The sequence below is a fragment of the Streptococcus mitis genome, assembly GCF_902159415.1.
Lineage (GTDB): Bacteria > Bacillota > Bacilli > Lactobacillales > Streptococcaceae > Streptococcus > Streptococcus mitis_BG.
In genome coordinates this window covers 1,093,332-1,106,256 of record NZ_CABGJU010000001.1, presented here as the reverse complement: position 1 = coordinate 1,106,256, position 12,925 = coordinate 1,093,332, and the positions used below count along the sequence as shown (strand labels likewise).

The 12,925-nt window shown below is 39.8% G+C and carries 9 protein-coding genes; 5 read left to right on the top strand and 4 right to left on the bottom strand.

What is annotated here, in order from left to right:
* The first annotated feature begins 125 nt into the window (after positions 1–125).
* Complete coding sequence (ccpA, locus tag FN031_RS05835; RefSeq protein WP_142558440.1) at positions 126–1,133, top strand: catabolite control protein A; 1,008 nt, start codon at positions 126–128, stop codon at positions 1,131–1,133.
* Positions 1,134–1,174: 41 nt separating this feature from the next.
* Here the strand turns inward: ccpA and FN031_RS05830 are convergent, their stop codons facing one another.
* Positions 1,175–2,137 carry an asparaginase gene (locus FN031_RS05830; RefSeq protein ID WP_142558438.1) on the bottom strand — a complete coding sequence of 321 codons (963 nt, stop codon included), beginning with the start codon at positions 2,135–2,137 and terminating at the stop codon, positions 1,175–1,177.
* A gap of 66 nt (positions 2,138–2,203) precedes the next feature.
* On the opposite strand from FN031_RS05830, the gene FN031_RS05825 reads away from it, so the two are divergent.
* A complete protein-coding gene (locus FN031_RS05825; protein ID WP_142558436.1) occupies positions 2,204–3,595 on the top strand; it encodes a Cof-type HAD-IIB family hydrolase in 1,392 nt (463 codons plus the stop codon).
* Between the two features lie 33 nt (positions 3,596–3,628).
* Here the strand turns inward: FN031_RS05825 and FN031_RS05820 are convergent, their stop codons facing one another.
* Entirely contained in the window at positions 3,629–4,081 is a 453-nt protein-coding gene (locus FN031_RS05820; RefSeq protein WP_142558434.1) for a universal stress protein, read from the bottom strand.
* Positions 4,082–4,226: 145 nt separating this feature from the next.
* Here FN031_RS05820 and FN031_RS05815 point away from each other — a divergent pair, with 145 nt between their 5' ends.
* A complete protein-coding gene (locus tag FN031_RS05815) occupies positions 4,227–5,066 on the top strand; it encodes a metallophosphoesterase family protein (RefSeq protein WP_142558432.1) in 840 nt (279 codons plus the stop codon).
* Positions 5,067–5,125: 59 nt separating this feature from the next.
* Positions 5,126–5,557, top strand: coding sequence for an Rrf2 family transcriptional regulator (locus FN031_RS05810; RefSeq protein ID WP_142558430.1), 432 nt, complete (start codon positions 5,126–5,128; stop codon positions 5,555–5,557).
* A gap of 155 nt (positions 5,558–5,712) precedes the next feature.
* On the opposite strand, the gene FN031_RS05805 is transcribed toward FN031_RS05810, so the two are convergent.
* A complete protein-coding gene (locus tag FN031_RS05805; protein WP_142558428.1) occupies positions 5,713–9,600 on the bottom strand; it encodes a pullulanase in 3,888 nt (1,295 codons plus the stop codon).
* A gap of 220 nt (positions 9,601–9,820) precedes the next feature.
* The gene (locus FN031_RS05800) at positions 9,821–10,399 is read right to left on the bottom strand and encodes a class I SAM-dependent DNA methyltransferase (RefSeq protein ID WP_142558426.1); all 579 of its coding nucleotides are present in this window, start codon (positions 10,397–10,399) and stop codon (positions 9,821–9,823) included.
* A gap of 219 nt (positions 10,400–10,618) precedes the next feature.
* Here FN031_RS05800 and recJ point away from each other — a divergent pair, with 219 nt between their 5' ends.
* Complete coding sequence (gene recJ, locus FN031_RS05795) at positions 10,619–12,838, top strand: single-stranded-DNA-specific exonuclease RecJ (RefSeq protein ID WP_142558424.1); 2,220 nt, start codon at positions 10,619–10,621, stop codon at positions 12,836–12,838.
* Positions 12,839–12,925 lie beyond the last annotated feature (87 nt).

Genomic DNA, 12,925 nt, shown 5'->3' with positions numbered 1-12,925 from the left:
AAAACTGAAGGAAATAAGAATATTAAATAAAAATTTATTAAATGCTTGAAAATGCTTACAACAAGTGATAGAATGAAAATGGTACAAACATGAAAACAAAATTTTCAATAGAGAAAGGAACCGGAATGAACACAGATGATACAGTAACAATTTATGACGTTGCCCGTGAAGCAGGAGTTTCGATGGCGACAGTTAGTCGTGTTGTTAACGGAAATAAAAATGTTAAAGAAAACACTCGAAAGAAAGTCTTAGAGGTTATTGAACGTCTAGATTATCGTCCTAATGCAGTAGCTCGTGGCTTGGCAAGTAAGAAGACAACAACGGTTGGAGTTGTCATTCCAGATATTACAAATACATTTTTTGCGACTCTAGCAAAAGGAATTGATGATATTGCCGAAATGTATAAATACAATATTGTCCTTGCTAATAGTGATGAAGATGATGAAAAAGAAGTATCGGTGGTTAATACCCTCTTCTCAAAACAGGTTGATGGTGTCATCTTTATGGGCTATCACTTAACAGAAAAAATCCGTTCAGAATTCTCACGTTCACGAACGCCTGTAGTTTTGGCAGGAACTGTGGATGTAGAGCATCAACTTCCGAGCGTTAATATTGATTATAAGACTGCTACTGCAGATGCTGTTCGTCATTTGTTGAAGCGCAACAAAAAAATTGCCTTTATCAGTGGTCCATTAGTAGACGATATTAATGGGAAAGTGCGCTTGGTTGGATATAAGGATGCATTGAAAGAAGCGGGTATCAACTATAGTGAAGGTCTTGTCTTTGAGTCAAAATACCGCTATGATGATGGTTATGCTTTAGCAGAGCGTTTGATTTCTTCAAAAGCAACAGCAGCTATTGTTACAGGTGATGAATTGGCTGCAGGAGTCTTGAATGGATTGGCTGACCAAGGAATTTCTGTGCCAGAAGAATTTGAAATTATCACCAGTGATGATTCACAAATCGCACGCTATACAAGACCAAATCTAACGACTATTGCTCAACCTTTGTATGATTTAGGTGCAATCAGTATGCGTATGTTGACTAAGATTATGCACAAAGAAGAGTTGGAAGAAAGAGAAGTACTACTTCAACACGGCTTAACAGAGCGTCGATCAACTCGTAAAAAATAAAAAAATAAACTCAGGAAATTGTTAAGTTTCCTGAGTTTTTCTTATCCTTCCATATATTCTCTAAGTTCATCACCTTTGAGTCCAGCATTAATCGCGATAAGGAGTTTTAGGCGAGCTTTTTGAGCATTCAACTCTTTAACGAACAAGACACCTGATTTTCGCAAACAAACCCCTCCTCCGTCGTAGGCATAGACAGGTTCGGCGATACCATTAAAACAGCGAGAAACTAGAGCGATTGGTAGCCCTTCTTGAATGAGGGACTTCAATTTTTGCGCAGTTTCTTTTGGAACATTGCCAGCTCCAAAGGCTTGGACGATGAGCCCGTCTAGTTGGTCAATAGGAAGTAAATCGAGCAGTTCGTCGGTCATGCCTGCATAGACTGGAATGATAGGAACTAAACCTTTAATAGAATGAAGGTCAAAACGGACACGGGGTTCAGCAGTTTTGAAATAGAGAATTTCCTGTTTCATAATGAGTCCAAGGGGGCCATGAGTCGGCGTTTGGAAAGTCCCAACATTAGTAGTGTGGGTCTTGGTAACATACTTGGCGGCGTGAATTTCATCGTTCATAACGACCAACACACCCTTATCTGCAGCCTTGTCATCACTGGCCACTCGTAAGGCGCTAAGATAGTTGTAGACACCATCACTTCCCAGTTCATTGGAACTTCTCATAGCACCTGTCAGGACGATAGGCATATGAGGTACCTCCATGGTGTCGAGGAAATAAGCCGTTTCTTCTAGTGTATCTGTCCCATGTGTAATGACAACACCATCATAGGCCGATGCCTCTTGTTTGATTTTATGATAAAGGGCTAACATATGTTTAGGTGTAATGTGGGGACTGGGTAAGTTTAAAAAATCTAGGGAATGGACCTGGATACCTTCTAGGGGATTTGAGACATGATTCATAGGATTGTCCGAACTAGTTCTGACAGCACCTGATTCGTCTGCTTGCATAGAAATAGTGCCACCGGTGTGTAAAACGAGGATTTTCTTTGTCATGATTCGCTCACTTTTTCTGAAATATGGTATAATCATTGTATCATAAAAGAAAGGAATGAGACAGTCATGGAAGTCAAAGCAGTATTTTTTGATATAGATGGAACGCTGGTAAATGATCGTAAGAGTGTTTTGAAATCCACAAAAGAAGCCATTAAGATTGTAAAAGAACAGGGTGTCCTAGTTGGAGTAGCAACAGGACGAGGACCTTTTTTTGTTAAAGATCTGATGGATGATTTAGATTTAGATTTTGCAGTTACCTATAATGGCCAATATATCTTTAACAAAGACCGTGTTCTCTTTGCCAGTCCTATCGATAAGGGAAGTCTCAGACAAATCATCTCTTATGCAAAGGCAAATCAAAAAGAAATCGCTATGGGAACTAGACAAGCAGTTGTTGGTTCTCGAATCATGTCCTTTGGTCTCAGTCCTTTATCACAATTGGTCAGTCGATTTGTACCTAAGTTTTTGACTCGAACAATCAGTAGCTCATTCAACCGTATGGTTAGTAAAGCTGTCCCTCAAAAAGAAGAGGATTTGCTAGACTTAATCAATCAACCGGTCTATCAAGTTCTGATGTTGATGACTCCAGAAGAGTCTAATCAAGCAGCTACAGAATTAGACCATCTCAAATTCACTAGAAGTAATCCCTTTGCAGCGGACATTATCAATCAGGGGAATTCCAAGTTAGAAGGGATTCGCCGTGTCGGAAAAGAGTATGGTTTTGATCTTAATCAAGTCATGGCTTTTGGAGACTCTGATAATGACTTGGAAATGTTGGCTGGTGTTGGGATGTCTGTTGCTATGGGAAATGGTAGCAGTAGTGTTAAGGAAGTAGCAAAACACATCACAACAAGCAACCAAGAGGGAGGTATACACAAGGCCTTGGAGTACTTTGGTGTATTGTCTTCTGAAAAAGTATTTGTGAGTCGAGATTATCACTTTAATAAGGTTAAAGCCTTCCATCATTTGATGGATGAGAGAACTCAGGAAGAGCCTAAAGTTTGGGATGTAAAAGGAGCAACTCATCGAGCCGCATTCAAAGTTGAAGAGTTAGTTGAATTTGTCCGTGCTGCAAGCAATTCTGAAGAGGAATTTCAACAAGCTGTACAAGATTTGCACCAGGCACTTGATGTATCAGCAGATAAAGTTTCTCAAAAAATACCGGCTGAAAGTACTTTGGTTGGACAAGTCGATGCCTTGATTGATACTCTGTATTTTACTTATGGTAGTTTTGTATTGATGGGAGTGGATCCAGAGCGTATTTTTGAGATTGTCCATCAAGCCAATATGGCCAAGATTTTCCCAGATGGTAAGGCACAGTTTGATCCAGTGACTCACAAGATTCTCAAACCTGAAGGTTGGGAGGAGAAACATGCCCCAGAACCAGCTATTAAGAAGGAACTTGAACGTCAAATCAGGGCTTATGAACGCCATAAAGAAAGAGAAAATAAACAATAAAAAGGAGCGCATTGGCTCCTTTTTTAATTCTTTTTAAAAAGTTTTATCTGTGTCTCTAACAACCAGGAGATCGACACTGGCATGGCGTAAGATATATTCTGATGAAGAACCGACAAGTAGACGCTCGAAGGCATTAAGTCCAGTTGCTCCAACTAAAATCAAATCGACTTCTTCTTGTTCAGGAATGGTTTTAGCTAATAGAGTTTTAGGATTTCCCATTTCAATCACAATTCGGATGTCATTGAGCCCTACATCTTTTGCACGTTTTTCATATTCTGCCATCAAATTTTGAGCTTCAAGTTGTAATTCTTCATATACTTGAGCATCATATGTTGAAATACTTTGAAGAGCACGAGTGTCGATTACATGGGCAATGGTCAATTTAGCTTGATTTCGTAGTGCAATGTGAACACCTTTGACAAAGGCCAAATCAGCTTCTTTAGAACCATCAACAGCTACCATAATGTTTTCATAACGTTGTGTCATAGCAAAAACCTCCTTAGTTTTATCACCTTTATTGTAACCCTTTTCACTAAAAAAGTAAAGTAAAAAACAATAGGAAAAGACGTGGTTTTTGATTTTAAAAAGGGGTTTGGTATAATGAAATCAGAGAAAAATAAGAGGAAAAATCATGACAAAAATTGCGGTACTTTCGGACATCCATGGAAATACAACAGCTCTAAAAGCAGTCTTAGACGATGCTCGACGACTAGAAGTCGATGAGTACTGGCTATTAGGAGATATTCTCATGCCTGGTACAGGTCGAAAAAACATTCTAGAGCTATTATCAACATTACCGATTACTGCTCAGGTCTTGGGAAATTGGGAACATAGTCTATGGCGGGCTTGTCATCGAAAATTAGATGAAACTAAACCAAGTCTGCGTTATCTTTTACGCCAGTGTCAGTATATCATGGAGGAAGTTAGTGTAGAGGAGATTGAGGCTTTACAGGAATACCCTTTGCAAACTCATCGTCAATATGGAAATTTGACTGTTGGAATTAGCCACCATTTGCCGGATAAAAACTGGGGGCGCGAGTTGATTCATCTGGGTAAGCAAGAAGACTTTGATCGTTTAGTAGTCAATCCAGACTGTGATATAGCTGTATACGGTCATATTCACCAACAGTTTCTGCGCTATGCAAGTGGAGGTCAACTCATCTTAAATCCAGGCTCAATTGGACAGCCCTTCTTTTTATCAGACAAGCTCCGAAAGGATCTGCGTGCCCAATACATGATTTTAGACTTTGATGAACAAGGTTTGAAAGATGTGGACTTTAGACGTGTGGAATACGATGTTGAGAAAGAACTACAGTTGGCAAAGGATTTGAATTTACCCTATTATCAAGTCTATTATGAAAGTTTAGTTAATGGAATCCACCATACCCATAATCAAGAGTTTTTGCATGAGATTGCTCAAGATCAGGGACATGATGCAGAGCTTGATGATTGGCTTAGTAGTAACTATTGACATTACAACTAGATGGGCTATAATAAATAAAGAATATCAGCTCAATAGGAGGATAGAACATGCAAATTTCAAGTCGATTTACCATTGCAACCCATATGTTGATTATCATAGCTTTGAGAGGAAAAGAAAGTAAGGTGACTAGTGATTTTCTAGCAGCAAGTGTAGGAGTTAACCCTGTTATTATTCGAAAAACCTTATCCCAACTCAAAAAGGCAGAGTTAATCTCAGTCACGCGTGGAACTGGTGGAGCGGAGATTATCAAAGACCTAGAGGACATCAGTCTTTTAGATGTTTACCAAGCAGTTGAGTGTTTAGGGAAGAAAGGACAACTCTTTAGTTTCCATGATAATCCTAATCCTGACTGTCCAGTAGGAGCTAACATCCATGGAGTTTTAGATGAAAAGTTAGATAAAATTCAAGAAGCTATGGAAGAAGAATTAAGCCAAACTAGTCTGGCTCGAGTGGTGGCAGATGCAGAAGCAAGGATCTAAAGTTAAGCGGACCTAAGGTCCTCTTCTTTTATCCTATAAGGGAATACTATGATAATAAAAGTCCCTATTTTGGTTTTCTAATGAAAAAAAGCAAGAATTAAAAAGTTCTTGCTTTTTTTATTAATTTAGCTCTAAAGGTATTGAAGTAGACGGTTCTATTTTTCCTCTTTTTTCTTTAGGAAACTTCCAAGTCCTAGGAGAGTGAGGAGACCAATTCCTGCAAGAACAAGGGTAGATTGTTTTTCAGTACCTGTATTTGGCAGGACATTTTGTGAAGAATTGTGAGTTGAAGTGTCTTGGGCTATCATGTCTTGAACTACAATATCTTTAGTTTCAGATGTTGTTGGTTGATTTTGAGCTTGACCTTGACTTTGATTTTGATTTTGATTTTGATTTTGATTTTGATTTTGATTTTGATTTTGTTCTTTCATATGGTTCTGAAGGTTAAGTTCTGTTTTCTTTTCCACGCCTGTAGGAGTAGTAAAATAGATGTCTTTCTTTCGGTTGGAAAGGTTAAGCTCTGGTTTTTCTTCAGTTGAAGGAAGTATTGGAGACTCTTTAGTGATGTGCAAAACAGTAGCTGTAAGGGCATTTAACTTCAAACCATTTTCTGTCCATTTAAGCCCTTGAGGGTTGGCGATTCCAACTGTTCCAGCTTGGTTTTCATCTGCAAGGACTTGAGCATTTCTCAAGTGAGCAAAGTCTGTTCCTAGAGTGAATTCACGTTCTTTATCATCAGCATTGACAAAGACTGCGTAGATATCCCCATTTGGAGCAGTAATTTGGTAGCCGATGACCACGTCTTCTTTTTCAACACCATTTTGTCCTGGGACAGTAATGAGGCGGACACGCTCCTTGATATCTTGTAGACTCTTGAGTCGGAAGGCATCTGTAGATTGACGAAGAGCAATCAGTCCTTTCATGTAGTCGCGACTCTTAACATTTTCAGGATATGCTTTTTTATCTGTTGCCTTGGTCCAGTCAAACTTGTTGACAGCATCGCTAGAGTCATAAGAGTCATGGATGAAGTATGGATAGACAAATGGATTGCCGTCCTTATCACGCAACAAGTGAGATTTGTTTGGAACCTTATCCTCTGAAACAGGAGTTTTGTAGGCTGGATCCAGGAATTGTTTAGTACGTCCATACTCCTGACCAGAGTGGATAAACGGAGTTCCTTGAGAAGTCAAGACCATGAGGTTTCCAAGTCGTAAACGACGATGTATTTCAGCATGGTTTTCAGCCTTGCTTGGGTCTTTTTTGATAGATTGGGCGATGATGTCAAATAGAGTCAAGTTATCATGGGCTGCGATATACTGGATAACATCTCCAGGACTGTCTGCTTCAAAGTTGGTTGGTTGAGCAATGAGATTTTTAAAGATGGTATTGATATCGCGTTTTCCACCTGTGATAAAGGCAGGCTGCCCTTCGTTTGGATAGCCAGACTTGAGGTTGTTGCGGATGTCATCTGAAAAGACAGCGACAGTATCTGTTTTCTTCATCCAATCTTGGTCAGCAGGTTGTACAGGTGTATTTTCATCACCAGTGTAGGTTCTCCAGCCTTCACCTAACATGATAAGGTTTGGATTGAGGGCGCGTGCAGCCTTGTATGCTTCTTCAATCGAAGCTGCATCATGATCTCCCATCATATCGAAACGGAAACCATCCACTTTGTAGGTGTCAACCAGATATTTGATAGAATCTACCAAGACACGTTTAGACATATAATGGGTTGTTCCTAAACGACCACCACCAAAGCTAGTACGTGGCGAACCATCAGCATCCATGAAGTGATAGTAGTTTGGCTCAAGATCTTCAAAGATATCGACGTTGGCAGTATGGTTGTATACTACGTCTAAGATAGCACCCATGCCACGTTTATGGATCTCGTTGATGAGGTTTTTAAATTCTGCTATACGTTTTTCTGGGTCCTTAGGATCACTTGAGTACATACCAGTTAATGAGAAGTAGTTTTGAGGGTCATAACCCCAGTTGTAGTTACTGTTACTTGAAGCATAGGCAGATAAGCGTTCTTGATTCTTCAATTCATTGACATAGTAGTAAGATAAGACTGGGAGGAGCTGGATATGAGTAACCCCTAGGTCTTTGAGGTAGTCTAGTTTTTCGATAAAGGCTTCAAAGGTACCAAATGGTTTAGTCAAATCTTTTGCGATGGCAGGATCTGAAGTGAAGTCGCGAACATGTGCCTCGTAGATGACAGCATCCTCACGTGATTTGAAGTTGCGAATCTTACCATAAGTCAAGTCTTGTGGGCCTAGTTTTGATGGGTCTACAAAGGCAGCTTTAGCTACTTTATGGGCAGGGTCTGTTTTTGCTAGATCGCTATTCCAAGCTGCCAGTGATTTGGCATAAGGGTCAAGAACGAGGACAGTTTTACCTTGGCGTTCGATTTGGTAGTGGTAGTAGTAGCCAGTGTAGTTGCTGATACCAAGTCCTGAATTCTCATCCAGGGTTTGGTTCCAAGTTCCTTTTTCTCCCTTTTCAAGGGCGACGGTTCCAACAACTTTTTCAGGGTCCTTCTTGTCGTAGACGACAACGGAAACTTTATCAGCACTTGGAGACCAGAGGGTGAGATCAACACGCTTGCCATCTTCTTTAAGATTTGCACCGAGTGGGCCATCATAACTATAAGTCTCGTCTTTGAGACGCCAGCTAGAACGAGTTGTAAAGCGATCTGAATTATAGCTGACAGTGTAAGGGTTTTGAGTGTCAGAAAAGTCACCGATATAGGTCACTTTCTTTCCAGCTTCATCCACTACCACGTCTGTGATAGCTACTTTATTCCCTTGATAATCAGTGATGCCGGAGTGTTTGAGGATATCGTCTTTCTTGGCTCCAACTAGTGTAGAGAAACTACTTTCGATACGAGATTTAGCCACGTGTTGGGCACCAGTCATGCGGATATCGTGCACATAGTAGGGGTTGGTGTAGATGGTTTCGTCATCATCTTTGAGGAAAATCTGACTGTGATTTTTTAGATCAGTGAATTTATAATCTTCTTTTCTGATTTTCACATCATCGCCTTTCTTGCTTTCGTCTAGTAATAAAAATCCAAATTCTCTAGCAGCTTCATTGAGTGGGATATCAATGTAACGGCCATATTTTCCAGTTGCGGTAAAGTCTGTACCGTCAGGCCATTCTCCACTACTTGGATTCTTGACATCGCCCCAGTACCAGAGGGATTTTTTATCGTAATTTCCATCGGTGCGGAAATAGTTGACACGAACAGTTCCAGCTGGTTGAGGTTGATAGTTGTATACTTTGTAGCTTTCATCTAGCCAGGCTTCATTCATCTTTGGAGAGAGGCGCTCTACCGAACGGTCTCCAGTAAGGTTATCACCTTTGCTATTATTGATGAGGAAGCTGACTTTCTTGGCTTGTTCGTTTTTGAGTTTGACATCCAGGTAATAGCCATAGTCGTCTTGTTTGGCATCTTTGAAGGACTGGGCTCCATTTGGCCAATTTTCAGATGGTTTTTCGACATCGTCCCAGGTCCAAAGTCCTTGAGAATCCTTAGTTTCTTCTGGGAGTTTTTTTACATGGATACGGAAGTAGTTGTCTGCGATTGGAGTTTCAGAATTAGTTTCTACTTTTGTTTTTTCATCTGAAACTGGACTTGCAGCTACTTCAGTTTTTTTATCCTCTGAAGTTGTGGCTTGCTCGTCCTTCTTTTCTACTTGATCGCTAGAAGGATTGGTTGTAGCACCCTCAGCTTTAGCACTTTCAGTAGTTAAAGCTACTTCAGATTCTTTAGCCTTTTCTTCAGTTTTAAGGGAATCGTTTTCATTGTTTTGGCCAGAAACAGGAATTGGAGCTGGCATAGAGTCTGTATCTGTAGGGCCAACAGTAACAGCGTTTACATTTTCTCTAGTGCTTGATAGATTCTCATCTGCAGCAACCTGAGGAGTTGCAATAGCTAGTAGGATAAAGCTCGCTCCGATAAGGACTGATCCTGTTCCGTTTTTCAAAGAACGGATACTATAAACCATTTTTTTCTCGTGTTGAGGGAATATGTTCTTCATCAATAGTCTCCTATAAATTTATTTTAAAATTAGTATAACACGGGGTGAAAAATCATGCAAGCGTTTTCCTGAGCGCTTGTTTTATGGCAACAAGAAACTCTCCTTAATTTTTTAAGGAGAGTTTTTATAATAGAAATAGTTGGAAAGAAGTAGACAGAAAAGCTTGATAACTGAAGAAAAAATGAAGTAAAATTATTTCAATGCTTATTCTAAGAAGTGATTATCTTATCGCCGATGTGAGAAATAGTTGAGAAGGTTTATCAAGGAAAAGATGGTCGGAACTATAAAGTATTTGGGTCCGAATATCTGAGAAGCCATGATTTGTAAGAGTCTCTTCAAATTCCGAAATAATAAAACCATGGTTTTCTCCATCTGGTACGGTATAATCAGCGATAAATAGTTGTCCTCCGAGAGTCAAATGTTCCTTGAACATAGCTAGACTAGAATCAAGATGAGGCATGTGATGAAGAACACGACTAACGATAATGAGATCGAATGTTTGCTCTAATGGCTTAAGCACTAAGTCTTGTTGAATCAAGTGTAGATTTTCAAGTTTTTGGTTTTTAACCTTGATACGAGCTTGCTCCAGCATTTTTTCTGCGATGTCAACCAAGGTCACTGACTTGGCTTGTTTGGCTAGAGGAAGAGCGATAAGTCCAGTTCCTCCTCCAAAATCCAGGATTGATTTGGTAGATAGCTCAGAGACTTGTTGATTTATCTCTGCATTTACAAGGTCTGCTAGAAATTGATTTTTGGGAGAATCGAAAGATTCTGCTCGATGATTAAAATGATGTTCCATATCAATAGTGTAGCATAAAGAGAAGATGTTTTAAAATTTTGGCTACGTCTTGTTGGAAAGGGATAGAGTTATCGACTGGTGTTTAGCTTCTTTTTTAACCTTGATGAGAACAGGAATTTTTGGGGATTTTGATTGAAAGAGTTAAGGAAATAAAGAGGAGAAAAACTAAAAATCATGTTATAATAAAACGATAGAATCGTAAGAAAGAGTGGATGAATTTTGATTATTCCGACTTATAATTGGCAATTTGCACCTCAAGTTGAGGATGCGGATTTTACAAAAATCGCCAAGAAAGCTGGGCTAGGGCCTGAAGCTGCTCGTTTATTATTTAGCCGTGGGATTAAGGATGAAGATGATTTGTCTCGTTTTTTGGCACCAACTCTAGATGATCTGCATGATCCCTATCTTCTCCACGATATGGACAAGGCAGTAAATCGTATTCGTCGTGCTATTGAGCAGGGTGAATTGATTCTCGTTTATGGAGATTACGATGCAGATGGGATGACATCAGCTTCTATCCTTAAAGAAACATTCGAACAATTAGGAGCCGAGTGCTTAGTCTATCTTCCAAATCGTTTTACAGATGGTTATGGTCCGAATGCCAGTGTCTACAAGTACTTCATTGAGCAACAAGGGATATCCTTGATTGTAACCGTAGATAATGGAGTTGTAGGCCATGAGGCTATTGACTTAGCTCAATCTATGGGTGTGGATGTCGTTGTAACAGACCACCACTCCATGCCAGAGGTTTTACCAGATGCTTATGCAATAGTCCATCCTGAACACTCAGAAGCAGATTATCCTTTTAAACATTTAGCGGGTTGTGGAGTGGCTTTTAAACTAGCTTGTGCCCTCTTGGAGGAAGTACAGGTTGAGTTGCTTGATTTGGTTGCTATTGGGACGATTGCTGATATGGTCAGTCTGACAGATGAAAATCGGATCATGGTTCAGTATGGTCTAGAAGTTTTGCGCAATACCCAACGAATTGGGCTCCAAGAGTTATTTGAAATAGCAGGGATTTCTAGCGGTGATATTACAGAAGAAACGGTTGGTTTTCAGTTAGCGCCTCGATTAAATGCCCTAGGACGCTTGGATGATCCCAATCCAGCCATTGATTTACTGACTGGTTTTGATGATGAAGAGGTGCATGAGATTGCCCTCATGATTCAAGATAAAAATGAAGAACGTAAGGAAATCGTTCAAGCCATCTATGAAGAAGCTAAAAGCTTGGTAGATCCTAACAAAAGTGTTCAAATTTTAGCCAAGGAAGGTTGGAACCCAGGAGTGCTTGGAATTGTAGCTGGTCGCTTGTTGGAAGAATTAGGGCAGACAGTTATTGTTCTGAATATTGAAGATGGTCGTGCCAAGGGAAGTGCACGGAGTATTGAAGCCGTCGATATCTTTGAAGCCTTGGATCCGCATCGTGAACTTTTCATCGCCTTTGGTGGTCATGCAGGCGCCGCAGGTATGACGCTCAAGGATGAACAGTTAGATGCCTTGTCAGAAATTTTAGAAACCTATGTAAAAGATAAAGGAATAGATGCCAAGGGTAAGAGTACATTATATTTAGACGAAGAACTGGATTTGGAAAACCTGAGTTTAGATACGGTTAAAAGCTTTGAGCGGTTAGCTCCTTTTGGAATGGATAACCAAAAACCTGTTTTTTATATTCGAGATTTTCAAGTTGAAAATGCTCGTTCTATGGGAGCGAGCGATAGTCATTTGAAATTGAAGATTTCCAAAGGGACCGCGAGTTTTGAGGTAGTAGCTTTTGGTCAAGGATCAAAGGCTACAGAATTTTCTCAGGTAAAACAACTGGAATTGGCAGTTACCCTTTCTGTTAACCAATGGAATGGGCAAACAACCCTCCAGTTGATGATGGTAGATGCCCGTGTGGATGGAGTTCAGCTCTTTAATATTCGTAGTAAAAGCGCGCCCCTACCAGAGGGAGTACCTGTACTGGATTTTACAGGAGGATTGCCTGATCTTTCTTCAAGTCCAGCGGTTGTGGTCAAGAATCTTCCAGAGAATATCACTATTCTTAAAGACATTTTCCAGCAGTATGATTTCTCAGCTATTTACTTTAAAAATGATATCGATAAGCCCTACTATTTGACGGGCTATGGCACAAGAGAGCAATTCGCCAAACTCTATAAAACAATCTATCAGTTCCCAGAATTCGATATTCGCTATAAATTAAAAGATTTAGCAGCCTATCTCAAAATTGAGCAAATCTTATTAGTTAAGATGATTCAGATTTTTGAAGAGCTTGGATTTGTCACGATTGAGAATGGTGTGATGAAAGTGAATAAAGAAGCTCCAAAGAGGGACATTTCAGAAAGTCATATTTATCAACAACTAAAACAAACTGTTAAAGACCAGGAGATGATGGCACTAGGTACGGTGCAGGAAATTTATAATTTTTTAATGGAAAAGTAGAAGAAAGGAAGCTGAGATGAACAATCTCAGCTTTTTTAACCTTCCTTATCCCCCTTAAATTTCATGTATTAAAAATATAATTATTTG